Origin of the sequence: Curtobacterium sp. MCBD17_032 (assembly GCF_003234855.1) — a bacterium.
In the GTDB taxonomy this organism is placed as follows: Bacteria; Actinomycetota; Actinomycetes; order Actinomycetales; family Microbacteriaceae; genus Curtobacterium.
On the sequence record NZ_QKTO01000001.1, the window covers coordinates 551,057 to 575,939 of the forward strand.

At 69.3% G+C, this 24,883-nt stretch carries 26 protein-coding genes; 25 read left to right on the forward strand and 1 reads right to left on the reverse strand.

The genetic code is table 11. From position 1 onward, the window contains the following. Positions 1-11 precede the first annotated feature (11 nt). From DEI91_RS02710 to DEI91_RS02800, 19 genes are all read left to right on the forward strand, one after another. Positions 12-1,628 (forward strand): type IV pilus twitching motility protein PilT, encoded by a 1,617-nt coding sequence (locus tag DEI91_RS02710; protein ID WP_111050796.1) that lies wholly within the window; start codon positions 12-14, stop codon positions 1,626-1,628. Beyond that, positions 1,628-2,851, forward strand: a complete 1,224-nt coding sequence (locus DEI91_RS02715) for a type II secretion system F family protein (protein WP_181439440.1) — start codon at positions 1,628-1,630, stop codon at positions 2,849-2,851. The genes DEI91_RS02710 and DEI91_RS02715 overlap by 1 nt, the downstream gene beginning before the upstream one ends. Before the next feature lie 208 nt (positions 2,852-3,059). After that, positions 3,060-3,491: a prepilin-type N-terminal cleavage/methylation domain-containing protein gene (locus DEI91_RS16815; RefSeq protein ID WP_309148037.1), complete on the forward strand. Its 432-nt coding sequence runs from the start codon at positions 3,060-3,062 to the stop codon at positions 3,489-3,491. An 84-nt stretch (positions 3,492-3,575) separates the two neighbouring features. Beyond that, complete coding sequence (locus DEI91_RS02725) at positions 3,576-5,042, forward strand: hypothetical protein (RefSeq protein WP_146244178.1); 1,467 nt, start codon at positions 3,576-3,578, stop codon at positions 5,040-5,042. Beyond that, positions 5,042-5,743 (forward strand): prepilin-type N-terminal cleavage/methylation domain-containing protein, encoded by a 702-nt coding sequence (locus DEI91_RS02730; protein WP_220038025.1) that lies wholly within the window; start codon positions 5,042-5,044, stop codon positions 5,741-5,743. The genes DEI91_RS02725 and DEI91_RS02730 overlap by 1 nt, the downstream gene beginning before the upstream one ends. Continuing rightward, positions 5,740-7,626, forward strand: a complete 1,887-nt coding sequence (locus tag DEI91_RS02735) for a hypothetical protein (RefSeq protein WP_146244179.1) — start codon at positions 5,740-5,742, stop codon at positions 7,624-7,626. Before DEI91_RS02730 ends, DEI91_RS02735 begins: the two co-directional genes overlap by 4 nt. Continuing rightward, on the forward strand, positions 7,623-8,462 hold the full coding sequence (locus tag DEI91_RS02740; protein ID WP_111050800.1) for an A24 family peptidase: 840 nt from the start codon (positions 7,623-7,625) through the stop codon (positions 8,460-8,462). Before DEI91_RS02735 ends, DEI91_RS02740 begins: the two co-directional genes overlap by 4 nt. A 38-nt stretch (positions 8,463-8,500) precedes the next feature. Continuing rightward, on the forward strand, positions 8,501-9,553 hold the full coding sequence (pilM, locus tag DEI91_RS02745) for a type IV pilus assembly protein PilM (protein ID WP_111050801.1): 1,053 nt from the start codon (positions 8,501-8,503) through the stop codon (positions 9,551-9,553). Further along, positions 9,550-10,329 carry a hypothetical protein gene (locus tag DEI91_RS02750; protein ID WP_111050802.1) on the forward strand — a complete coding sequence of 260 codons (780 nt, stop codon included), beginning with the start codon at positions 9,550-9,552 and terminating at the stop codon, positions 10,327-10,329. The genes pilM and DEI91_RS02750 overlap by 4 nt, the downstream gene beginning before the upstream one ends. After that, positions 10,326-11,078, forward strand: a complete 753-nt coding sequence (locus DEI91_RS02755) for a hypothetical protein (protein WP_111050803.1) — start codon at positions 10,326-10,328, stop codon at positions 11,076-11,078. Before DEI91_RS02750 ends, DEI91_RS02755 begins: the two co-directional genes overlap by 4 nt. Before the next feature lie 172 nt (positions 11,079-11,250). After that, on the forward strand, positions 11,251-11,925 hold the full coding sequence (locus DEI91_RS02760) for a hypothetical protein (protein ID WP_111050804.1): 675 nt from the start codon (positions 11,251-11,253) through the stop codon (positions 11,923-11,925). Between the two features lie 40 nt (positions 11,926-11,965). Next, positions 11,966-12,421, forward strand: a complete 456-nt coding sequence (locus DEI91_RS02765; protein WP_111050805.1) for a DUF6121 family protein — start codon at positions 11,966-11,968, stop codon at positions 12,419-12,421. A 76-nt stretch (positions 12,422-12,497) separates the two neighbouring features. Next, complete coding sequence (locus tag DEI91_RS02770; protein ID WP_111050806.1) at positions 12,498-13,682, forward strand: hypothetical protein; 1,185 nt, start codon at positions 12,498-12,500, stop codon at positions 13,680-13,682. A 262-nt stretch (positions 13,683-13,944) separates the two neighbouring features. Then, complete coding sequence (rpsL, locus tag DEI91_RS02775) at positions 13,945-14,313, forward strand: 30S ribosomal protein S12 (protein ID WP_058728453.1); 369 nt, start codon at positions 13,945-13,947, stop codon at positions 14,311-14,313. Positions 14,314-14,318: 5 nt separating this feature from the next. Further along, on the forward strand, positions 14,319-14,789 hold the full coding sequence (gene rpsG / locus DEI91_RS02780) for a 30S ribosomal protein S7 (protein ID WP_110824254.1): 471 nt from the start codon (positions 14,319-14,321) through the stop codon (positions 14,787-14,789). Between the two features lie 87 nt (positions 14,790-14,876). Next, positions 14,877-16,991, forward strand: coding sequence for an elongation factor G (gene fusA / locus DEI91_RS02785; protein WP_111050807.1), 2,115 nt, complete (start codon positions 14,877-14,879; stop codon positions 16,989-16,991). 149 nt (positions 16,992-17,140) lie between these two features. Further along, positions 17,141-18,328: an elongation factor Tu gene (tuf, locus tag DEI91_RS02790; RefSeq protein WP_110824252.1), complete on the forward strand. Its 1,188-nt coding sequence runs from the start codon at positions 17,141-17,143 to the stop codon at positions 18,326-18,328. 143 nt (positions 18,329-18,471) lie between these two features. After that, complete coding sequence (locus DEI91_RS02795; protein WP_111050808.1) at positions 18,472-19,449, forward strand: DNA topoisomerase IB; 978 nt, start codon at positions 18,472-18,474, stop codon at positions 19,447-19,449. 87 nt (positions 19,450-19,536) lie between these two features. Continuing rightward, on the forward strand, positions 19,537-20,334 hold the full coding sequence (locus tag DEI91_RS02800; protein WP_111050809.1) for a DarT ssDNA thymidine ADP-ribosyltransferase family protein: 798 nt from the start codon (positions 19,537-19,539) through the stop codon (positions 20,332-20,334). Between the two features lie 94 nt (positions 20,335-20,428). Here the strand turns inward: DEI91_RS02800 and DEI91_RS02805 are convergent, their stop codons facing one another. Next, on the reverse strand, positions 20,429-21,226 hold the full coding sequence (locus DEI91_RS02805; protein ID WP_220038026.1) for a TrmH family RNA methyltransferase: 798 nt from the start codon (positions 21,224-21,226) through the stop codon (positions 20,429-20,431). 547 nt (positions 21,227-21,773) lie between these two features. Between DEI91_RS02805 and rpsJ the strand changes: the two genes are divergently transcribed. From rpsJ to rpsS, 6 genes are read left to right on the forward strand one after another with little or no spacing between them, the layout of a single operon-like run. Beyond that, positions 21,774-22,082, forward strand: coding sequence for a 30S ribosomal protein S10 (rpsJ, locus tag DEI91_RS02810; RefSeq protein ID WP_110824248.1), 309 nt, complete (start codon positions 21,774-21,776; stop codon positions 22,080-22,082). Positions 22,083-22,096: 14 nt separating this feature from the next. Next, positions 22,097-22,750: a 50S ribosomal protein L3 gene (rplC, locus tag DEI91_RS02815; protein WP_111050810.1), complete on the forward strand. Its 654-nt coding sequence runs from the start codon at positions 22,097-22,099 to the stop codon at positions 22,748-22,750. Between the two features lie 2 nt (positions 22,751-22,752). Continuing rightward, on the forward strand, positions 22,753-23,412 hold the full coding sequence (rplD, locus tag DEI91_RS02820; protein ID WP_111050811.1) for a 50S ribosomal protein L4: 660 nt from the start codon (positions 22,753-22,755) through the stop codon (positions 23,410-23,412). Beyond that, positions 23,409-23,708, forward strand: a complete 300-nt coding sequence (rplW, locus tag DEI91_RS02825; protein ID WP_110824245.1) for a 50S ribosomal protein L23 — start codon at positions 23,409-23,411, stop codon at positions 23,706-23,708. Before rplD ends, rplW begins: the two co-directional genes overlap by 4 nt. Positions 23,709-23,726: 18 nt before the next feature. Then, the gene (gene rplB, locus DEI91_RS02830) at positions 23,727-24,566 is read left to right on the forward strand and encodes a 50S ribosomal protein L2 (protein WP_110824244.1); all 840 of its coding nucleotides are present in this window, start codon (positions 23,727-23,729) and stop codon (positions 24,564-24,566) included. 11 nt (positions 24,567-24,577) lie between these two features. Then, positions 24,578-24,859 carry a 30S ribosomal protein S19 gene (rpsS, locus tag DEI91_RS02835; protein ID WP_017885529.1) on the forward strand — a complete coding sequence of 94 codons (282 nt, stop codon included), beginning with the start codon at positions 24,578-24,580 and terminating at the stop codon, positions 24,857-24,859. Positions 24,860-24,883: the final 24 nt, after the last annotated feature.

Here is a 24,883-nt window from a genome sequence, read left to right on the forward strand (position 1 = left end):
AGGACGAGCAGATGACCGAGTCCGTCTACGACGTGACCCCCGCCAGCGACGAGCCCGTGGCCGGTTGGCACCCCGGCACGCCCGGCACGCCCGGGGTCGAGGTCGGCGGGCGTCGAGCCGCGCGCCTCGCCCAGGCCGGGCAGACGGCACCGACCTCGTACCCGCCCGCACCAGGCGGCCCGGTCCCGGCGCCGGCCGCGCCCGTCTACGACCTCGGTGACGACCTCGCCGCCTGGTCCGCACCCGTCGGGCAGCCCGTCGCGGTGCCCGTCGCCCAGCCGCAGGCCGTGCCGGCGACGCCGCCGGCCGCCGTCCCGCCGTCGACCGCCAGCTACGGGTACGACCCGTACCAGGCGACCGAGCGGATCCCGGTGGCGCCCGCCGCCGCGAGCCTCCCGAGCGTCGCGCCGCACGCGCCGGCCCAGGTGGTCACACCGACCGGCAGCCCCGAGATCAACTTCACCCGCCACGCGCGCGAGGTGGCCGACTCCGACCTCATCACCGCGCTCGCGCAGGTCGTCTACCAGGGTGCATCCGACCTGCACGTGACCGCGGACGCCCCGCCCACCGTGCGGGTCGACGGGTCACTCCGACCCGCCGTGCCGGGAGGCCCGTGGGCCCGCAACAAGGTCATCGCCGCGCTCAAGACACTCCTGTCGGGCGACCAGGCGGCGCAGTTCGACCAGGAGCAGGAACTCGACTTCGCGTACTCGCTGTCGCCTGAGTACCGCTTCCGCGTGAACTTCTACCAGCAGCGCGGCAACTGGGGAGCGGCCTTCCGCATCATCCCCACCAAGATCAAGACGCTCAGGCAGCTCGGCATCCCCGAGCACGTCGGCGAGTTCGCCAAGCTGTCCCGCGGGCTCGTCCTCGTGACGGGTCCGACCGGTTCCGGCAAGTCGACGACCCTCGCCGCGCTCATCGACCTCGTCAACGAGACCCGTGCCGACCACATCGTCACGGTCGAGGACCCGATCGAGTTCATGCACGAGCACAAGAAGGCGATCATCAACCAGCGGGAGGTCGGCGCGGACACGCACTCGTTCGCCCGCGCGCTCAAGCACGTCCTCCGCCAGGACCCCGACGTCATCCTCATCGGCGAGCTCCGCGACCTCGAGACCATCTCGGTCGCGCTGACCGCCGCCGAGACCGGCCACCTCGTCTTCGCGACCCTGCACACGCAGAGCGCCCCCGGCACGATCGACCGCGTCATCGACGTCTTCCCGCCGCACCAGCAGGGGCAGATCCGCACCCAGCTCGCGGCGACGCTCGAGGGCGTCGTCTGCCAGACCCTCGTCCCGAAGGCGAACGGCACCGGGCGCATCGTGTCGACCGAGATCATGAAGACCACCCCCGCCATCGGCAACCTCATCCGCGAGGGCAAGACGTACCAGATCACGTCGGCCATGCAGGCGGGGCGGGACGCGGGCATGCACACCATGGACCAGGACCTGGCCGAGCTGGTCAACGTGGGCACCATCACCCGCAAGGCGGCGCTCGAGAAGGTCCACGACCTCGAGGGTTTCGACCGGCTGGTGCAGCGCGTCGAATCCCCGTCCGACGCGTCCGCCGACGCCATCGCCGCGAGTGGGATCGACTTCGGCGACAAGTTCTCCGGAGGCTACTGATGTCCCTCGCGTTCGACTACCGCGGCCGGGACGGCTCCGGCAAGCTCGTCAAGGGCCGGGTCGACGCCGCGTCCGAGGGCGCCGTCGTCCAGCGGCTCCGCGGCATGGGCGTCTCGCCGATCGCCATCACCGAGGCCAAGGCCGGCACCGGACTGCAGACCGAGATCAAGATCCCGGGGTTCGAGAAGGGCGTCGGCCTCAAGGACCTGGCGATCATGTCGCGGCAGGCCTCGACCATGCTGTCGTCGGGGCTGTCACTGCTCCGGGCGCTCACGATCCTGGCCGACCAGACCGAGAGCAAGAAGCTCAAGGACATCCTCGGCAAGGTGCGCGACGAGGTCGAGCAGGGTGTGTCGTTCTCCGACGCCGTGGGCAAGTACCCGGTGGACTTCCCGCCGCTGATGATCAACATGATCCGAGCGGGGGAGACCGGCGGCTTCCTCGACCAGGCGATGGACTCGATCGCGACGAACTTCGAGAAGGAGCACAAGCTCCGGTCGACGATCAAGTCCGCGATGACCTACCCGGTCGTGGTGCTCTGCATGTCGCTGGCGTCCGTCGTGATCATGCTCGTGTTCATCGTGCCGATCTTCCAGGACATGTTCTCCTCGCTCGGCGGGCAGTTGCCCCTGCCGACGATGATCCTCGTGCAGCTCTCGCACGCCATGCGCTGGGGCGCTCCCGTGCTCGCCGTCGGGATCGTGGTCGCGTGGTTGTGGTACCGGGCGAACAAGAACACCGACCGGTTCCGAGCATTCCGTGACCCGATCCTGTTGCGTCTGCCGATCTTCGGCGCATTGACGAAGAAGATCGTCATCGCGCGGTTCGCGCGCAATTTCTCGAACATGATCGGCGCCGGCGTCCCCATTCTCCAGGCCCTGAATATCGTCGGCGAAGTGTCGAACAACTTCGTCGTGCAGAAAGCACTCGACCGCGTTTCCGAAAGTGTCCGGAAAGGCGAATCGATCGCCGAGCCGCTGGCGAAGGAGAAGGTCTTCCCGTCGATGGTCGCGCAGATGGTCGCCGTCGGTGAGGACGCCGGTTCGCTCGAGGTCATGCTCGAGAAGATCGCTGTCTTCTACGACTCCGAGGTGGAATCGACCACGGAATCGCTGACCGCGCTCATCGAGCCGTTGCTCATCGCGTTCCTGGGTGTCGTCGTGGGCGGCATGATCATCGCCCTGTACCTGCCGATCTTCCAGATCACCTCGCTCGTCCACTGAGCGCCCCGTACTGAGTGTCCGGAAAGCAAGACCAACCCCGGACGGGGGTGGAACGCGCATTCCTGCCCCCGTTTCTGGGGGTGTTTCGATCCCGCGGTGACCCCCGTTCTCGGGATTACGACACGGAATTGCCTCGAATACGCTGATGCACGGCGACGAGCACAAGCCGGAACCACTCACCCCATCATTTCCCCAGTGAAGGAAAACCATGTACTTCCGTCTCATGGGCAAGCTTGACGCTCGCCGCAAGGGTCTCCTCAACGAGAACGAGAAGGGCTTCACCCTGATCGAGCTCCTGGTCGTCGTGATCATCATCGGCATCCTCGCCGCGATCGCGATCCCGGTGTACCTCAACGTCCAGAACAACGCGAAGGACGCTTCGGTCAAGTCCGACCTGGCGAACGCGAAGACCGCGGTCATCGCGTTCCAGACGGACAAGAACGGCAAGCTGCCGACGGGCACTGAGTTCGCTGACTCCGCCACCATGACGCCGTACGGCTGGACGAAGAGCTCCGAAACGACCTTCATCTACAGCCCGGCCGCGACCGGCGTGACGTTCTCCGTCTGCGGCACTGGTTCGACGAACAAGCACTTCAAGATCACTGACTCGACTGCGGCGACGGAAGTCGCTTCCTGCTGACGTGCAGGTACTGCGGGGGCGGTTCGTCTGGCGACGAACCGCCCTTTCGCGCACTGAACTGATCGATGTACGAGGGAGGTGACCATGATCCAGCGACTACAGCGCGTCCTACGCCCGTCCGACCCGACGGCCCGGGAATCCGGCTCGAGCATCATCGAGGTCATGGTCGCCATGATGGTCTTCGCCGTCATGTCGGTCGGCATCGCCTACGGCATCGCGAACACCCTCCAGCTCACCCAGACGAGCCGCGGGCGGGAGACCGCCGTGGCGCTGGCGTCGGAGGACATCGACATGCTGCGGCAGACCGCCGCCGGGTCGACCACCGGCATCTTCGACGTCGTCAGTGCCCGCGGCGAGGACAACACCACGACGGTCGGTGGCCTGACCTACCAGGTCGACCGGAAGGTCTCGTGGGTCCAGAGCGACGGTGCCAGTGGCGCATGCGGCACGTCGACCGGGAAGCTCGCGTACAAGAGCGTCGTCGAGACGGTGTCGTGGCCGAACCCCCGCGGCGGGATGAGCTCGACCTCGATGGCCTCCGCGATCGCTCCGAGCGACGCCGTGACGGACCCCGGGTACGGCACGATCATCATCTCGGTCGTCGACGCCTCCGGCGCTCCGTACCCGGGCGTGACGATCAGCGTCGCGCCGGTCCGCGGTGGTGCCGGTTCCGCGCTCGCGAAGGCCCCCCTGCCGACCGACGCGCAGGGCTGCTCGTACGCCGTCAACGTCGCGCAGGGCGACTACACGGTCACCGCGAACGTCCCCGGCGGGATCGACACCGAGCAGAAGCAACCCTCGTCGCAGTCCCCGATCTCCGTGACCGCCGGTGCCAGTGCACCGGTCCCCTTCGTCTACGACCAGGCCAGCACGATGGCGTTCCAGTACGCGAAGACCTACAACGCCACGGTCCCCGCGAACATGGTCACGGTCCTGTCGAGTCCGTCCGGGGGCTTGGACACCGTGACGCCGTGGGACACGACGAGCTCGACCGTGCGGATCACCTCGACGACGAACCCGAGCCCGACCGTCCCGGTCTTCCCGTTCACGTCGGGCTACACGGTCATCGCCGGACCGTACTCGAACAGTCTCGACCGGACGAAGAACTGCCTGAGTCCGAACCCCGCGTCCTGGACCGTCCCGGATGCGGCCGGCGCGGTCGGGGTCACCCCGGCCCTGGTCCCGGCACCGGCCGGGGGCGCCACCGAGGCGCAGGTCATGACGGGCGTGCTCACGGTGAAGGGTGTGAAGGGGCGGTACATCACCGCCGTGTCGTCGGCGAACCCCGGTCCGGGCGACCCCGGTTGTGCCGCCGGGATGACCATGCGGTTCCCGGTCGCAGAGTCCGACTCGGTCACCCTCGCGCTGCCGTTCGGCACGTGGACCATCAGCTCCGGGAAGTCCTTCGGCGACACGGCGAAGAACGAGATCGCCTCTGACCCGAAGAACGTCACGCCCGTCACGCCCGGGTCGGTGAACCGGAAGACCGCACTGCTCGTCATCGACTACGACAACACCGTCACGCTCGACCCCCGGGGGCAGGTCCGATGATGCGTCTCGTGCGTCGGCTGCACCGTGACCAGGCGGGCGTCACCCTCAGCGAACTCCTGGTGTCGATGAGCATCGCGTCGATCATCATCGTGGCGATCGGCGGCTTCTTCATCGCGACGCTGCGTGCGGGGGCGACCAACTCGTCGTCGGACCAGAACTCCCGCGTGGCGTCGAGTGTCATGAACTCGGTCACGCGCTACGTGCACGCCGCGAGTCTGCTGCCGAAGGTCGACGGCTCGTCCGCCCCGGCCGTCGTCGAGGCCACGCCGACGCGCCTCACCTTCACCGCGTTCATCAACCTCGACGGGAACAGCACGGACGAGCCCGTGCTCGTCCGGTACTCGCTCAACGCAGCCAAGCGGATCGTGCTCGACCAGTGGGACGGCACCGAGACGAAGGGCTTCTACTCGTTCCCCGCGCCCACCCAGACGCCGAACCGCAGCATCGTCATCGGTGGACCGGTCGCGTCCCCGACCGGCGACGGCGACGCGCTCTTCACCTACCTCGGAGTCGGCAACAAGGCGATCGCGACGCCGGTGTCGGGCATCGTGCCGACGGCGTCGCTCGGGACGATCCGCGCCGTACGCGTGAACCTCGAGCTCGGTTCGACCACGGCCGGGAAGGCAGCGAACACCCACGTGCAGAACACCCTGTACCTCTTCAACGTCGCCTACGGGACTGCAGCGACGGTGACGCCGTGATGCGCCGGGTGACGGACGCGCTCCGGCGCGCCCACGACGACGAACGCGGCGTGGTGCTGGCGAACGTGCTCATCTTCGGGACCGTGATGATGCTGCTCGTCGCGACGATGATCGCCGTCTCGACCTCCGGCGCGGTGAAGTCGGCGTCCGACCGCAACTTCCAGAACGCGATGGCAGCCGCCTACGCCGGCCTCGCGGACTACCAGGCCAAGCTGTCGAACGACAACGGCTACGCGCTCTACGGGAACTCCGATGCGCAGTTCAGCAAGAAGACCATCCCGCCGTCGACGTTCACCGGCGATGACGGCAACGTCGCCTTCACGAGCAGCGGATCGAAGTGGGCGTCGGTGGTCGGCTCGACCGACCAGTTCTTCCGGTACGAGGTGGACAACTCGGAGTACTCGGGCAAGGGTGTCCTCCGCGTGCGGGTGACCGGCAAGTCCGGCGGGAGCGTGCGGTCCCTGGTCGCGAACCTCAAGGGCGACGGGTTCATCAACTACCTCTACTTCACGAACTACGAGTCCTCCAACCCCGCCCTCACCGGGTCGTCCTGCGTCACCGCCTACCAGTGGCAGACCAGCGTGGGTGGGAAGTGCCAGGCCGTGCAGTTCGCCCCCAACGACGTCCTGGACGGGCCGATCCGCACGAACGACGTCTTCACGGCAGCGTGTGCCACGACGTTCCTCAGCGCGGTCGAGCAGCACGACCTCACGGTCCGCTCGGCCGGCGGTGGGTGCAGCGGGCAGTTCAAGGGCGGCCCGGCCTCGACCGTGCCGTACCTCGGGCTGCCGGCGCTGAACTCGAACATGTCGCAGGAGACGCGGACGGACATCCCCGCGACGGTGCCGCGCCCCGGCTGCCTGTACACCGGGCCCACCCGGGTGTCGTTCCTGGGGAACGGGAAGATGACCGTGTGGTCGCCGTGGTCGAAGGCGACCCAGATCAAGGTGAGCAGTTCGAGCGGGGCGGTGACCGCGAGCGACGACCTCGCCAAGGCAGCGTCGCTGTGCGGCTCGATCGACGCCCTCCAGAGCGCCGCGGGTGCGACCATCCCGACCCTGCCCGCGAACCTCATGTACGTGCAGGACGTGCCGTCGGCGTCGAACAACGACAACACGTGGGCGGCCGGCACGGTCCCCTCGAAGTACTCGAACACGTACTGCTCGACCGCGGTCACGGTGACGAACGGCAAGGCCACGACGAAGGCGAACCAGCCGTACAGCAACGGCCAGGGGTTCCCGGCCGCAGGCGAGTGGATCAACACCGGTAGGTCGAACGACTTCCGGACCGGATCCGTCTCGGACACCTACTCCTGCCGTGCCGGGGACCTGTTCGTCAGCGGTGGCTTCTCCGGAGCGATGACGATGGCCGCCTCCGGCAAGGTATGGGTCACCGGGGACATCACCTACGGCGACCCGACGAAGGACATCCTCGGGCTGGTCGGCCAGAACGCCGTCGAGATCTACAACCCGGCCGAGTGCACGGCCTACCCCTCCACGCGCAACGGCGTCGACTACACGCGGTGCACGGACGGCGGCGTGGGCCTCCTCGACCGCAGCCGGGGTGCGAAGCTCACCATCAGCGCCGCGATCGCCAGCAACGCCGGCACGTTCTGGAACCAGAACTACGACATCGGACCGCAGCTCGGCACGCTCAAGGTCGTCGGTTCCATCGCGCAGAACTGGCGCGGTGCGGTCGCGACGCTCGGGACGACGGGCTTCGTGAAGAACTACGTCTACGACCAGCGCCTCCTCACCACGGCACCGCCGAAGTTCCTGCAGCCCGTCTCGACCTCGTACGGCGTCACCACGCAGGTCGAGGTGCAGTCCGCGTACACGGCGTCCGGATCGTGCGCGACCGACGCCGGTGGAGGCTGCCGATGACCGCCGGGGCGGAACTCGCCCCCGTCCTCGTGCCGCTGTGCGCCGTGCTCGGGCTCGTCGTCGGGTCGTTCCTCAACGTCGTCGTGTACCGGGTACCGGCCGGCCGGTCGGTCGTCGTGCCCGCGAGCGCATGTCCGCAGTGCGGGCACGGCATCCGCCGCCGCGACAACGTCCCGGTCCTCTCCTGGATCGCCCTCCGCGGCCGGTGCCGTGACTGCGACGCACCCATCCCGGTCCGGTACCCGGCGGTCGAACTCGCCACGGGCCTCCTGTTCGCCGCCGTCGCCGGACTGACGGTGCCGACCCTGGCCGGCGGTGGCCGCGAGGTGTCTGCCGGCGTGCTGGTGGCCGTCGGACTCCTCGTCCTCATGGCGGTGAGCGTCGCCCTGGCCCTCATCGACCTCGACACCCACACCCTCCCGAACGCGATCGTGTACCCGACCGCCGTCGTCGTGCTCGTGCTCCTCGCCGCGGCATCGACGGTGGCCGGTGATCCTGCTCCCTTCCTGCGGGGGCTGCTCGGCGCCGTCGTCCTCGGCGGTGCGTACCTCGTGCTGGCGGTCGCGGTACCCGGCGGCATGGGGCTCGGCGACGTCAAGCTGGCCGTCGTCCTCGGCATGGTGCTCGCGTACCTCGGATGGGGACCCCTCGCAGTGGGAGCTTTCGGCGCCTTCCTGGTCGGCGGTACGGTCGCGATCGTCCTCCTCGTCGTCGGCCGAGCGCGCTGGCGGGGCGGGATCCCCTTCGGGCCGTCGATGCTCGTCGGAGCGTGGCTCGGGATCGCCTTCGGCACGCCGATCTGGGACAGCTACCTGGGCCTCCTGGGCCTCGGCTGACCACCTGACATGACCCCCACAGAACCGAGAGCAGCAGCATGAGCAAGAGCATCGTCGGCGTCGACATCGCCGGGTCGTCGATCCGCGCGGTCGAGGTCGCGGACGCGGACCGCGCTCGACCGACGCTGGTGCGGTTCGCCGAGGTACCGACCCCCGAGGGAGCGGTGAGCCGCGGTGAGGTCCTCGAGCCGAACACCGTCGCCGCAGCGCTCCGGCAGCTCTGGCAGCTCGGCCGGTTCCGCTCGCGGAACGTCGTGCTCGGGATGGGCAACCAGCGCGTGCTCTCCCGTGACCTGACCGTCCCGCAGGCACCGATCGCGCAGATCCGCGAGAGCCTGCCCTTCCAGGTGCAGGACATGCTCCCCGTCCCGGTCGTGGACGCGATCCTCGACTTCTACCCGACCTCCGAGAGCCACGGCGAGAACGGCCCCGTGGTGCACGGGCTGCTCATCGCGGCCATCAAGGACGCCGTGCTCGCCAACGTCCGGGCCGTCCAACTGGCCGGGCTGAACCCGGTCGGAGTCGACCTCATCCCGTTCGCGCTGTCACGGGTGCTGGTCGGCCGGCAGGAGCGCCCCGGCACGGTCGCCCTCGTGCAGCTCGGTGCCGACACCACGAGCGTCGTCCTCGCGACGAACGGCATCCCGCAGTTCGTGCGCATCATCCCGAGCGGTGGCACCGACATCACCAAGTCGCTCTCGGGCCGCATCGACATCCCCTTCGACCAGGCCGAGGCGGTCAAGCGCCACCTCGGGCTCGGGCCGGGCGGGCGGACCGTCGACGACGCCCGTGCCATCGCGGCGACCCACGACGCTGCCGGTGAGCTGATCGCGAGCCTCCGGAACACCATCAACTACTTCACGAACACCCGCCCCGCCGAGCCGGTCGGGCAGATCGTCCTCGTGGGCGGCGGCGCACGCCTGATCGGTTTCCGCGAAGCGCTCGCCGACCAGACCCGGCTGCCCGTCGAGCTCGGGACGGCGTTCACGGGTGTCGCCACCTCGCGGTCGATCCGACCGGAGGACGTGGCAGAGCACGGGGACGCCATCGCCGTCGCGTACGGACTCGCAGTCGGGAGCAGAGCAGCATGACCAGCGCACAGGGGCGGCCGGTCGGCCTGCCGTTCACGAAGCGCGCGGGTCGCGGCCCGTCGCGCGCGGAGTCCGAAGACACCGTCGCATCGAGCGCACCCCGGAAGGCCCCGAAGGCCGGCCGGTCGTCCGCCATGACGACCATCCGCGAACCGCGGGTCAACCTGCTGCCCGTCGAGGTGCACGTCGACCGCCGGGAGCGCACCACGGCCCGCCGCGCGTGGATCGGGGTCGGTGTCGCCGTGGCGGTGGTGCTGCTGGGCACCGGTGCCGCGGTCGCGCACCAGCTCGACTCGGCGTCGTCGCTCACGGCAGCCCAGGAAGCGACCTCGTCCCTGCTCGCGCAGCAGCAGCGCTACGCCGAGGTCCGGTCCACCGAGGCGGACACGCAGCTCCTCGAATCCGCGCAGGCGGTCGGTGGGTCGACCGAGGTCGACTGGGCCGCGACCCTCTCCGGCGTCCGAGCCGCGCTCCCGGCGGGCGTCGGGATCACCGCGATGACGATCGACTCGGCCGACGCGACCCAGGTGTTCGAGCAGTCGACCGTGCCGCTGCAGGGCCCGCGGATCGCCACCATGACGCTGACGGTGCAGACCACGACGATCCCGTCGGTCCCGGACTGGAAGGACCGCCTGTCCTCGGTCGTCGGCTACGCGGGGTCGTCGATCTCCTCCATCTCGCTCGACGAGGACTCCGGCGACTACACGGCGGTCGTCGAACTCGCCCTCGACGACCAGGCCTACGACGGCAAGTACACCGAGGGAGCCGACCGGTGAACAAGAACAAGCTCTCACTCGTGATCGCGCTCGTCGTCACGGTGGCCGTGCTCGCCGGGGGGTGGTTCCTCGGCGTCCAGCCGCTGCTCGCCCAGTCCGCCGACAACGGCCGGCAGCAAGAGGCGATCGACAGCACGAACGAGGCGAACCAGGCGGAGCTCGCGCGCCTGGCGAAGGCAGCCGGTGACCTCGGGACCACGAAGGCGGAACTCGCCGCCCTCCGCGCCTCGATCCCGTCGTCCGAGGACACCACGCCCTTCCTGAAGGCCCTCGACGGCTCCGCGACCGCTGCCGGCGTCCGCATCACGACGATCACGATCGGTGACGCCCAGCCGTACGTCGGGCCGACGGCGACCGACGGGGCTGACGGGGCCGACGGAGGCAGCAGCGCGACGGCGGCGACGCCGGCCCCGACCGCGACGCCGAGCGCAGCAGCGACCCCGGCGGTGCCGACCGCGCCGGTCCCGGTCACGGACCCGGCGATCACGGGGACGAACTTCACCGTCATGCCGGTCACGGTGGCGATCGCCGGCTCGTACGACCAGGCGCTCGCCTTCACCAAGGCCGTGCAGGGCGGTGACCGCCTCTTCCTGGTGAACCGGATCGCGGCGACCGACGCGGACGAGGACGCGCCCCCGATGACCGCTCAGGCGTGGTCGCTCTCCGGCTTCGTCTACGTGCTGTCGGACCCGTCCGGCGACACGGAGGCCAGCCCGACGGCTTCCCCGGCGGCGGCCCCGGCCGGCTGACCCGCACCTCCACCGAACGCCCCCCGGACGGGGTCCCGCCGCCACGCGGGACCCACTTCCGTCGGGGCGTCCCGTGCCTCTACGATGCTGGTCGGGCCCGCGCTCGCGGCTGCTCATCTCCTTCTCGGACGTCCCTCGGAACGGGCGTCCCTCGTCGTGCCCGGAGTCGCTCGTGTTGGTCGGTGTCGTGGAGTTCCTCGGCTGGTTCGGGGCCGTCACGGTCCTCGTGGGGTACGTCCTCTTCTCACTCGGGAAGATCGCGAACGGCCCGGTCTACCAGCTGTTCAACCTGGTCGGCGGTGTCGCGATCGCCGTGAACGTGGCCGCGCACCACGCCGTCCCCTCCACGATCGTGAACAGCATCTGGGCGGCCGTGGCTGCGGTGGTCCTCGTCCGCATGGTGGCCCGTCGGCGCCGGGGCACGGCGGCCGGAGCGGATCCGGCCCCCGAGCTGCACGCGGAACCCCCGACCACCACGGCGGTCCTGCCGGTGGTCGGCCCGGCACTCCGCGACCACCAGCCGGAGGCAGGCCACCAGCCCGAGGCGGCCCACCAGCCCGAGGCGGCCCACCAGCCCGAGGCCGACCACCGGCCGGAGAAGGAGCACGCGCCCGAGGCGGGTCTCGTGCCGGAGCCGACCCCGAGCCTCCCGGCCGGCGACGGCACGGCCGGCGACGCCACGGGTGTCACCGGGACCGAGGCGCCCGCGCCGATGACGGAGACGGTCCCGGTCATCACGGCGACCATCGCCCTCGCGCTCGTCCAGGCGGCGCACCAGCAGCACGCCGCGCAGCAGGAGGCCGCGCAGCAGGAGACCGCGCGACCGGAACCGGCCGACGCCCCGTAGCCGCCGGACCCGGACCCCCGCGGAGCGCTACGATCGGCGCATGTCCCGGTGGTTGGTGGCGACGATGGCGTCCGTCCTCTTCATCGCGCTCGTCATCGCCGTGACGGGCTTCGAGGCCCTGCTCGCCGACGTCGAGGCGATCCGGCAGGCAGACGCCACCCCCTACCTCGGCCCCGCGATGGTCGTCGGCGCCGCCGTCGCCGTCTTCCTCGCGACGGCGATGGGCGCTCGCGAGGGGAACCCGGTCGTCACCGGCCTCGTCGCCGCCGCGACGACGTACCTCGTCATGTTGGGCGTGGGCGCGGTCGGCTACGCCCTCGTCCGTTCCGACGCCGCCGAACTGCTCGTCTTCCCCGCGGGCTACGCCCTCAGCCCCTTCGTGGTCGGCGGGGTCGTCGTCGCGCTCGTCACGGTCGTCGCGGGCATCTCCGCGGTCCGGTGGCAGGGCACCCGTCCACAGGGCCAGCAGTCGTCCCCGATCCGTCCACAGGACTGAAGGGAGGCCCGGCCCGCGCCCGCAGGGTTCGGTACAATTCCGGAGACGAGCTGAACGACGGCATCTTGGGGGACCCATGACCGACGGACCTGACGACTCGCGGGGCTGGGAGTCGGTGCCGGGGGCGGACACCCTCCGTGGCGACCGGGCGCTGCCCGCGGTGATGACCGCACCCGCGCTGCACCCGGCCCCGCACCACCCGATGGCCGGCGCTCCCGGAGCCGCTGGCAGTCGACCGCGCCGGGGGCTCCGCAAGGGCGCGGTGATCGGCATCGCAGCCGGAGCCGCCGCGCTCGTGCTCCTCGTCGTCGCGGGTGGGATCGGCTGGTCGGTCGGCTCGGACAGCCACTCGGCGGAGCGCCCCGTGCAGGCGTTCCTGCAGGACGTGGAGGACGGTCGGCTCTCCGACGCGCTCGACGCGGCAGGCATCGACCGCGATGACGACGACGTGCTCCTCACCGACGCCGCCTACGCGAAGGCGGACGACAAGGTCACGGCGCACCGCATCACCTCGGTCGACCAGGGCGACGACCACGCGACCGTGCGGGCGCTCCTGACCCAGGCCGGCCGCAGCGTCCCGGCCACGTTCGAGCTCGAGCGCACCGGCACGGACTGGGGCGTGTTCCCCGTCTGGGAGCTGCAGCCGCCGTCGCTCGGCTCGGTGGAGGTCGTCGTGCAGGGCCCGACGGCGAGCACGGTGCAGGTCGCCGGAGCGGACGCGACGACGGACGACCTCGGAGCGGTCGCGCTGCGGGCGTTCCCGGGTTCGTACGAGGTGGCGACCGATGGCGGCGAGTGGTTCGCCGCCGACGCAGCGACGGCCGCCGTGCCGGGGTTCGGGACGGCCGGGACCCCGGTCGTGCTCACCACGACCCTGACGGACGCCGGGCAGCAGGCCGCGACGAAGGCCGTCGACGCCTGGGTGGACGGCTGCGTGGCGGCTCCGACGGCCACGCCCGACGGGTGCAGCTTCTACGCCTACGGCGAGAACCCGGCGAACACGTACACGAACCAGAAGTGGACGCTCGACACCCGGCCGTCGGTCAGCGTCGGTGCGTGGTCGTCGAAGGGGTGGCTCGTCGAGACCCGCGCTCCGGGGTCGGCCACGTTCAGCGCGGAGTTCACCGGTCCGAGCGGACGTGGGACCGCGACGGCCGGCCCGATCGACGTCAACGCGTCCGGTTGGATCACCGGCTTCGGCGACGGTGGCGCGACCTTCGTCGCGGCGGTCGCGAACGGCCGCACCGACTCCGGCTCCTGAGCGTCCTCGGCCCCGTCCCCGACCGGTCCACGCCCACGGCGAACGGCCCGCCGTCGGGGCCACCGTGGATTGATTTCGTCGGGCGTGGCGGCTAGGCTCTCCCGGGTGTGCGCCTTCGGGCGCGCCCAGATCCAGCAGGCCTCCGGCCTCCTGATCACTCCATCCCCCATCTCCCGTCGCCGTCAGGCGGCGGTCTGCGTGGGATGAGGAAGCCGACGGACCGCGTCGGCCAGAGAGCACGAGCGAAGAACCAGGAGAACAGTTGCCTACCATCCAGCAGCTCGTTCGCAAGGGTCGTACGCCGAAGGTCGTCAAGACCAAGGCGCCCGCCCTGAAGGCGAACCCCCAGCAGCGTGGCGTGTGCACCCGCGTCTACACCACCACCCCGAAGAAGCCGAACTCGGCACTGCGCAAGGTCGCTCGTGTCAAGCTCTCGAACGGCACCGAGGTCACGGCCTACATCCCCGGTGAGGGCCACAACCTCCAGGAGCACTCGATGGTGCTCGTCCGCGGCGGTCGTGTGAAGGACCTCCCGGGTGTGCGCTACAAGATCATCCGTGGTGCCCTGGACACCCAGGCCGTCAAGAACCGTAAGCAGGCCCGCAGCCGCTACGGTGCGAAGAAGGGTTGAGTTAGATGCCTCGTAAGGGTCCCGCCCCGAAGCGCCCCGTCGTCGCCGATCCGGTCTACGGCGCCCCCGTCGTCAGCCAGCTCGTCAACAAGATCCTCCTCGACGGCAAGAAGGGCCTCGCCGAGCGCATCGTCTACGACGCGCTCGAAGGGGTCTCCTCCAAGAACGGCCAGGACGCCGTCACGACGCTCAAGAAGGCGCTCGACAACGTCCGTCCGACCCTCGAGGTCCGCAGCCGCCGTGTCGGTGGCTCGACCTACCAGGTCCCGGTCGAGGTCAAGCCGCACCGTGCGAACACGCTCGCCCTGCGCTGGCTGACCTCGTACGCCAAGGCCCGCCGCGAGAAGACGATGACCGAGCGTCTCATGAACGAGATCCTCGACGCGTCGAACGGTCTCGGTGCCGCGGTCAAGCGCCGTGAGGACACCCACAAGATGGCCGAGTCGAACAAGGCCTTCGCGCACTACCGCTGGTAGTCATCCGGCACCGTCCGGGTGCCTCGGCCAACAGCCGCGGCACCCGGACGGCCGCCACCCTCTCCTACAACTCTCTCGGAGGAACCTGTGGCACAGGACGTGCTCACCGACCTGAACAAGGTCCGCAACATCGGCATCATGGCGCACATCGATGCCGGCAAGACCACGACGACCGAGCGCATCCTGTTCTACACGGGCATCACGCACAAGATCGGTGAGGTCCACGACGGCGCTGCCACGATGGACTGGATGGCGCAGGAGCAGGAGCGCGGCATCACGATCACGTCGGCCGCGACGACCTGCTTCTGGGACAACAACCAGATCAACATCATCGACACGCCGGGCCACGTGGACTTCACGGTCGAGGTGGAGCGCTCGCTCCGCGTCCTCGACGGCGCGGTCGCCGTCTTCGACGGCAAGGAGGGCGTCGAGCCCCAGTCCGAGACCGTGTGGCGTCAGGCGGACAAGTACAACGTCCCGCGCATCTGCTTCGTCAACAAGATGGACAAGCTCGGTGCGGACTTCTACTTCACCGTCGACACGATCATCAACCGCCTCGGTGCGGAGCCGCTCGTGCTCCAGCTCCCGATCGGTGCCGAGAACGACTTCGTCGGTGTCATCGACCTGATCGAGATGCACGCCAAGGTCTGGCCGGGCGATGCCAAGGGTGACGTCACCATGGGTGCCCAGTACGAGGTCCAGGAGATCCCCGCGGACCTCAAGGACCGTGCGGACGAGTACCGCGCCAAGCTCGTCGAGCGTGTCGCGGAGACCGACGACGCGCTGCTCGAGAAGTACTTCGGTGGCGAAGAGCTCTCCAAGGACGAGATCAAGGCCGCGATCCGCAAGCTGACGATCAACTCCGAGGTCTACCCGATCCTGTGCGGCTCGGCGTTCAAGAACCGTGGTGTGCAGCCGATGCTCGACGCGGTCATCGACTACCTCCCGTCGCCGCTCGACGTCCCGCCGATGATCGGCCACGACGTCAAGGACGAAGAGGTCGAGATCATCCGCAAGCCGGAGGCGACCGAGCCCTTCTCGGCCCTCGCGTTCAAGGTCGCGGTGCACCCGTTCTTCGGTCGCCTCACCTACGTCCGCGTGTACTCCGGTCACATCGACTCCGGCGCCCAGGTCATCAACTCGACCAAGGGCAAGAAGGAGCGCATCGGCAAGATCTTCCAGATGCACTCCAACAAGGAGAACCCGGTCGACTCGGTCACCGCCGGCCACATCTACGCGGTCATCGGCCTCAAGGACACGACCACGGGTGACACCCTGTGCGACCCGTCGAACCAGGTCGTCCTCGAGTCGATGACGTTCCCGGAGCCGGTCATCGAGGTCGCGATCGAGCCGAACACCAAGGCCGACCAGGAGAAGCTCTCCACCGCGATCCAGAAGCTCGCCGAAGAGGACCCGACGTTCCGCGTCGAGCTCAACGCCGAGACCGGTCAGACGACGATCAAGGGCATGGGCGAGCTCCACCTCGACATCCTCGTCGACCGCATGAAGCGCGAGTTCAAGGTCGAGGCGAACGTCGGCAAGCCGCAGGTGGCCTACCGCGAGACCCTGACCAAGGTCGTCGAGCGCTACGACTACACCCACAAGAAGCAGACCGGTGGTTCCGGTCAGTTCGCGAAGGTGCAGATCGCGCTCGAGCCGATGCCCGTCACCGCGGAGAAGGTGTACGAGTTCGAGAACGCCGTCACCGGTGGTCGCGTCCCGCGCGAGTACATCCCGTCGGTCGACGCCGGTATCCAGGACGCGATGCAGGTGGGCGTGCTCGCCGGCTTCCCGACCGTGGGTGTCAAGGCCATCCTCAAGGACGGCGCGGCGCACGACGTCGACTCGTCCGAGATGGCGTTCAAGATCGCCGGTTCGATCGCGTACAAGGAAGCGGCCCGCAAGGCCGGTCCCGTGCTGCTCGAGCCGATCATGGCCGTCGAGGTCCGTACGCCCGAGGAGTACATGGGCGACGTCATCGGCGACCTGAACTCGCGTCGCGGTCAGATCTCCGAGATGACCGATGCGTCGGGCGTCAAGGTGGTCCGCGCGAGCGTCCCGCTGTCCGAGATGTTCGGGTACGTGGGCGACCTGCGCTCCAAGACCTCTGGTCGTGCTGTCTTCTCCATGGTGTTCGAGACCTACAACGAGGTCCCGCGCAACGTGGCGGACGAGATCATCCAGAAGAGCACCGGGGCCTGACGCTCCAGCGTCATCCCCAGGCGAGGGTGCCCGGCGACGGGCCCCTCGTCACCAAGTAAAGTAGAGACACACACACCGCGCGCCAACAGCGCAGGGCCGACCAAGGTCCTGCCGGGGGCGACGCATCCGAGTCCTGAGGAGGACCCACAGTGGCCAAGGCCAAGTTCGAGCGGACCAAGCCGCACGTCAACATCGGAACCATCGGTCACGTCGACCACGGCAAGACCACGCTCACGGCGGCGATCACCAAGGTTCTGCACGACCAGTACCCGGACCTCAACGAGGCCCGCGACTTCGCGCAGATCGACAACGCTCCCGAAGAGCGCCAGCGCGGCATCACGATCAACATCTCGCACGTCGAGTACCAGACCGACAAGCGCCACTACGCGCACGTCGACGCTCCTGGTCACGCCGACTACGTGAAGAACATGATCACCGGTGCGGCCCAGATGGACGGCGCGATCCTCGTGGTCGCCGCCACCGACGGTCCGATGCCCCAGACGCGTGAGCACGTCCTGCTCGCCCGTCAGGTCGGCGTCCCCTACATCGTCGTCGCCCTCAACAAGGCCGACATGGTGGACGACGAGGAGATCCTGGAGCTCGTCGAGCTCGAGGTCCGCGAGCTCCTCGGCTCGCAGGAGTTCGACGAGGACGCCCCCGTCGTGCAGGTCTCGGCGCTCAAGGCGCTCGAGGGAGACGAGAAGTGGGTCAAGTCCGTCCAGGACCTGATGTCCGCCGTCGACGAGAACGTCCCGGACCCGGTGCGCGCCACCGACCAGCCGTTCCTCATGCCGATCGAGGACGTCTTCACGATCACCGGTCGTGGAACCGTCGTCACCGGCCGTGTCGAGCGCGGTGAGCTCGACATCAACTCCGAGGTCGAGATCGTCGGCATCAAGGCGACCCAGAAGACCACGGTCACGGGCATCGAGATGTTCCGCAAGCTGCTGGACAAGGCAGTCGCCGGTGACAACACCGGTCTGCTCATCCGTGGCCTCAAGCGCGAGGACGTCGAGCGCGGCCAGGTCGTCGTGAAGCCGGGTTCGGTCACGCCGCACACCGAGTTCACCGCGAACGCGTACATCCTGAACAAGGAAGAGGGCGGTCGTCACAACCCGTTCTACGCGAACTACCGTCCGCAGTTCTACTTCCGCACCACGGACGTCACCGGCGTCATCACGCTGCCCGAGGGCACCGAGATGGTCATGCCCGGTGACACCGTCGCCATGACCGTCGAGCTGATCCAGCCGATCGCCATGGAGGAGGGCCTCCGCTTCGCCATCCGTGAGGGTGGTCGTACGGTCGGCGCCGGTACGGTCGAGAAGATCATCAAGTAACTCCGGTTGCTCCACGAGAGCGGGGTCGGGCCTTCGGGTCCGGCCCCGCTCTTCGTCGTCTCCGCAGCGGGCGAGGCGGCAGGGGCCGCCCGCGGGGTACGTTCCTGCAGCGTCCGGCAGTGCCGAGGGTGTTGCATCGGGTCGTGACACGTCTGCGCCGTTCCTCGACCAAGGGTCGCGGGTACCACCGCGTCCGCAGCGGCAAGGGCTTCTCCTACCGCGACCCGTACGGCACGACGGTCGCCGACCCGGAGGTGCGGCAGCGCCTCGAGGACCTCGCGATCCCGCCGGCGTGGGACGACGTGTGGATCTCCCCGTACGAGAACGGCCACATCCTGGCCACGGGCATCGACGGCGCCGGTCGCCGGCAGTACATGTACCACCCGTCGTGGCGTGACCGGATGGACAAGATCAAGTACGACCGCGCCCTCGCCCTCGCCGAGTCACTGCCGGCTGCCCGGCGGATGGTGACGCAGGACCTGCGTCGCCCGGACCCGGATCGTCGTCGGGCGCTCGCTGCTGCGTTCCGGATGCTCGACCAGGGTTCGCTGCGTGTGGGGTCCGAGCGGTACGCCACCGAGCACGGCAGCCACGGCCTGTCGACACTGCTCTGCTCACACGCCCACATCTCCGGGGACGACATCGAGCTCGGGTTCCCCGGCAAGAGCCACCAGGCATGGTCGTCGACGATCCACGACGCGGACCTCGCCCGGGTCCTGGTGGGGATGAAGCGCCGCGGTGCGAACGCCCGCCTGCTCTCCTTCCGCGAGCGGCGGGGGGACGACTGGCAGCCGGTGACGGCGGAGGACATCAACGCCTACGTCAAGGAGCGTGCGGGGGAGGAGTTCACCGCGAAGGACTTCCGCACGCTACACGGCACGGTCGCGGCCGCGGTCGACCTGGCCCGGACCGGTGTCCTGTCGAGTCAGGCGAAGCGCAAGAAGGCGATCTCGCACGCGGTGAAGGCCGCGAGCGAGGTCCTCGGCAACACCCCGACCGTCGCCCGCCAGAGCTACATCGACCCGCGGCTGCTCGACGCGTACGAGCATGGTGAGACGATCGACCCGGCGCGACTGCACGCCGCCGAGGCCGAGGTCCGGGCCCTGCTCTACCGGCAGTGACGTGACCGGTCGCCCGCGGTTCCCGGATGACGTAGCGTTGGTGGTCGTGCCCGCCCACCCCACGAGGCACGGAAGGACCCATCAGTCGTGACCGACGAGTGCATCCACGGTTTCCCCATCGAGCTCTGCGACATCTGCTCCCCACGGCAGCGTGACCCGGAGACCATCACCAAGACCCCGGCGCCGCGGCGCACGCGCGTGACGACGTCGCTGCGCTCCGCCCCGACGAACGCCGCCGGGAAGGCGGTCGAGCCGACCCTGCCCGCCACCCGCGACTTCGCCGCACTGCGGGCGCACCACGTCACGCACGTGGACAACCTGGCGTCGATCGTCGCCGAGGGCGCGATCCTCGCCGCCGACCAGGCCGCGCCGTCCGTCGACGTCAGCGCCGCGGCCACCCGGGAGGCCCGGCGTGCGGCGGTCGCTCCGGACGGTTCCAGCGTGGCCGGCCACGTGCCCTTCACCCTCTCGCCTGACGCGCGACGCTGGGACGAGCTCCGGTCCGGCGCGGAGGAGGAGCGCTGGTCCGACACCGCCCGGCGCACCCGCGCGACGGAGTTCGTGGTGCTCGTGGTCCCCACGACCGCGTTCGGTGCGTCGGTGATCCTCGCGGACACCGATGCGGAGGACCCGGACGTCCGCTTCGCCGTCGGTCCGGAGGCCGCGACGAACCTCCTCCGCCGCACCGACATCACCGACCCGTCCATGCACGGGGTCGAACTGCTCGCCGGCCCGCGGGTCCCGCTGTCCTCGGTCGCGCTCGTGGGCGTGCCGAACGACCGTGTCCGCCAGCAGGTCAAGGCCGTCTTCGCCGAGCAGGGCGGACCGTCGCCACGTGTCGCCGTGTTCCCGCCGTGGTTCGTCCCGCCGCTGCCCGAGGACTGACGCCGGACGCGACGTCCCGGACATGCCGACGCCCCGGTCTCCCGTGTGGGAGCCGGGGCGTCGTGCGTCCGGTGGACCTGCTGCGTCAGCGGGGTCAGCGGTGCCGACGGGAGCGCGCGTAGAGCACGATCCCGGCGACGACGGAGACGTTGAGCGACTCCACCCGGCCGTCGATCGGCACGGACACGGTCTGCGTGGCGAGGTCCTGCAGCACGTCGGACGCCCCGGTCTTCTCGGCGCCGAGCAACAGTGCGACGTCCTCGTCCAGGTCGCCGATCGACTCGGGGGAGAGCGTGCCGTCCATGTCGACGTCGACCACGCGGAGCCCGGACTCGCCGAGCCACCGGGCGACGCGCTCGCGGGTCTCGAGCAGGACCGGCACCGAGAACACGTGGCCGCGGCTGGCGCGCACGACACGACGGTCGGCGATCGTGGGGAGGTCGCTGTCGACGAGCACGACGCCTCGTGCGCCGAGGCCGACGGCCGTGCGCACGATGGCACCGATGTTGCCGACGATCTTCACGCCGTCCAGGACGAGCACGTCCCCGGTGCCCTCGGCGAGGGCGGAGAAGCGGGCCGGTGCCGGGACGTTCGCGACGCCGAAGACCTTCGGACGCTTCTCGGAGCGGAACACCCTGGTCAGGACGGCCGGGTCGACGAGCCGGACCGACACCCCGTGTTCGCTGCAGAGCGCGGCGAGCTGGCTCGGGAACTCCCGGCTCGACTCCCCGTACACCTCGACGAACCGCACGCCGGCTCGGAGGGCCTGCACGAGGGGCTCGAGGTCCTCGACGATCGCGGTGCGGACGGCACCGCGCGAGGGCTTCGCGAGGTCGGCGAGACGCTGCACCGCGGGATCGGACGGGTCGGTGAGCACTTCGGGTTCCGGCATGCGCGAAGGTTAGCAGCGGCGCGCAGCGCCGCTCCGGGAGGGTGGTGGCGAGCGCCCGCCGGACGCGCGTCGCGGGCGGACGTGGGCGGGCCTCCAGGCCGGATGCGCTCGCACGAGGTGCCCGTCACGGCCGTCCCGGGAGACCCGGGGGAGCGTCGCCGACACGCCGCTCGGATCGCGACACGCCCGGGTTGCACGCACGCGGGGCCTATGGGAGACTTGTCCGGTTCCGAAATTCCGCGGGCGTTCGCGCCCGCAGGGTCACTGCTCTGGCAGTGCACAACCCCCCTGTCCAGCAGGGCTGGGTTGGGCCGCAGGCAGCAGAACACGATCGTCATCCTCGAGCACCACGGCGCGACAGTGCCCGGTGTGGGTGACGACATGTCCGCCCGGGTGGCTGAGGCCCCCGCGCGGTTGACAGGAGAACAGCGGTCATCCCCTCCGGGCGGAGCCGGTGGTTCACGTAAACAGCCGGGCACGCGACAGCGGAGTCCCGGCGGCGTCAGGCGGCCTGCGGGTGCGCGGCGCAGAGAGGACAGGAAAACACATGGCGGGACAGAAGATCCGCATCCGGCTCAAGTCGTACGACCACGAGGTCATCGACACGTCGGCCCGGAAGATCGTCGACACGGTGACCCGTGCCGGTGCGACCGTGGTCGGCCCGGTGCCGCTCCCCACCGAGAAGAACGTGATCCCCGTGATCCGTTCTCCCCACAAGTACAAGGACTCGCGCGAGCACTTCGAGAAGCGCACGCACAAGCGGGTCATCGACATCGTCGACCCGACGCCGAAGGCCGTCGACTCGCTCATGCGACTCGACCTCCCGGCGGACGTCAACATCGAGATCAAGCTGTAAGGGGGCTGGAACTCATGGCGAACTCAACCAAGACCGTCAAGGGCCTCCTCGGCAAGAAGCTCGGGATGACCCAGGTGTGGGACGAGAACAACAAGTTCATCCCCGTCACCGTGATCGAGGTCGGCCCGAACGTGGTCACCCAGATCCGCAACGTCGAGCGCGACGGCTACGAGGCGATCCAGATCGCCGCGGGCCAGATCGACCCCCGCAAGGTGAACAAGCCGGCCGCCGGCCACTTCGAGGCCGCCGGGGTCACCCCGCGCCGCACCCTCACCGAGATCCGGACGAACGACTCCGCCGAGTACGCACTCGGCCAGGAGCTCACGGTCGACCTGTTCGAGGCGGGCCAGAAGGTCGACGTCGTCGGCACCAGCAAGGGCAAGGGCTTCGCCGGTGTCATGAAGCGTCACAACTTCGCCGGTGTCTCCGCCTCGCACGGTTCGCACCGCAACCACCGCAAGCCCGGTTCGATCGGCGCCTCCTCGACCCCGTCGCGTGTCTTCAAGGGCATGCGCATGGCCGGTCGGATGGGTGGCGACCGCGTGACCGTCCTCAACCTCACGGTCCACGCCGTCGACGCCGAGAAGGGTCTGCTGCTCGTCAAGGGCGCCGTCCCCGGTGCTCGTGGCCGTTCCGTCTTCGTCCGCACCGCCGTGAAGGGTAAGTGATCATGGCCACCACGACCGCAACCACGATCGACGTCCTGGACGCCTCGGGTGAGAAGTCCGGCACCGTCGAGCTCCCCGCAGCGATCTTCGACGTCGAGACCAACGTCCCGCTGATCCACCAGGTCGTCACCGCGCAGCTCGCAGCCGCGCGTCAGGGCACCCACAAGACCAAGAACCGTGGCGAAGTCCGCGGTGCCGGTCGCAAGCCGTTCAAGCAGAAGGGCACCGGCCGCTCCCGTCAGGGTTCGGTCCGCGCTCCGGAGCACACCGGTGGTGGCGTCGTTCACGGACCGACCCCCCGCGACTACTCGCAGCGCACCCCGAAGAAGATGATCGCCGCAGCCCTGCTCGGCTCGCTCTCGGACCGCGCCCGCGGTGGCCGCATCTCCGCTGTGGAGGGCTTCATCGCGGCCGAGACGCCGTCGACGAAGGTCGCCCGCACGCTCATCGAGAAGGTCGCGCCCGTCAAGAACGTGCTCGTCGTGCTCGAGTCGGGCGACGAGCTCACGCTCAAGTCGATCCGCAACCTGCCGAACGTCCACGCGCTCTCGTACGGCCAGCTGAACGCCTACGACGTCCTCCGTGCGGACGCCGTCGTCTTCAGCAAGAGCGCCCTCGACGCCTTCATCGCGTCGAAGACCGCGAAGGAGATCACCGCATGAGCGGCTTCAACAAGGACCCGCGCGACATCATCATCTCGCCGGTCGTGTCGGAGAAGAGCTACGGCCTCATCGACCAGGGCAAGTACACGTTCCTCGTGGACCCCCGTGCGAACAAGACCGAGATCAAGCTCGCGATCGAGAAGATCTTCGACGTCAAGGTCGCCGGCATCAACACGCTGAACCGTCCGGGCAAGACCCGCCGGACCAAGTTCGGGATCGGCAAGCGCAAGGACACCAAGCGCGCCATCGTGACGCTCAAGTCCGGTTCGATCGACATCTTCACGGCTGTCGGCTGAGGACCAGAGGGATAAATCATGGCTATTCGTAACTACAAGCCCACGACCCCCGGTCGTCGCGGCTCCTCGGTCGCCGACTTCGCCGAGATCACCCGTTCGACCCCGGAGAAGTCCCTGCTCCGTCCGCTGCCGAAGACCGGTGGCCGGAACAGCTCGGGCCGCATCACGACGCGTCACATCGGTGGTGGCCACAAGCGCCAGTACCGCGTGATCGACTTCCGTCGTGCCGACAAGGACGGCGTCGACGCGAAGGTCGCGCACATCGAGTACGACCCGAACCGCACGGCGCGCATCGCGCTCCTGCACTTCGTGGACGGCACCAAGCGCTACATCATCGCCCCGAACAAGCTCAAGCAGGGCGACGTCGTCGAGACGGGCCCCGGCGCGGACATCAAGCCGGGCAACAACCTGCCGCTGCGCAACATCCCCGTCGGTACCGTGATCCACGCGATCGAGCTCCGCCCGGGTGGCGGCGCGAAGATGGCCCGGTCCGCCGGTGCCTCGGTGCGTCTCGTCGCCAAGGACGGCCCCTACGCGCAGCTCCGTCTGCCGTCGGGCGAGGTCCGCAACGTCGACGCCCGCTGCCGTGCCACCATCGGCGAGGTCGGCAACGCCGAGCAGTCGAACATCAACTGGGGCAAGGCCGGCCGCATGCGCTGGAAGGGCGTCCGCCCGACCGTGCGTGGTGTCGCGATGAACCCGGTCGACCACCCGCACGGTGGTGGTGAGGGCAAGACGTCCGGTGGTCGTCACCCGGTCAGCCCCTGGGGCCAGGCCGAGGGCCGCACGCGCAAGCCCAACAAGCCGAGCGACAAGCTCATCGTCCGTCGCCGTAACGCCGGCAAGAAGCGCAAGTAGGAGTTCCGAAGATGCCACGCAGTCTGAAGAAGGGCCCCTTCGTCGACGAGCACCTGCTCCGCAAGGTCGTCACGCAGAACGAGGCCAACACCAAGAACGTGATCCGTACCTGGTCGCGTCGGTCGATGATCGTCCCGAACATGCTCGGTCACACCATCGCGGTGCACGACGGCCGCAAGCACATCCCGGTGTTCGTCACCGAGTCGATGGTCGGTCACAAGCTCGGCGAGTTCGCGCCGACCCGCACCTTCCGCGGCCACGTGAAGGACGACAAGAAGGGCCGTCGCCGCTAGGGCGGCGACGCAGAGGAGGAACGA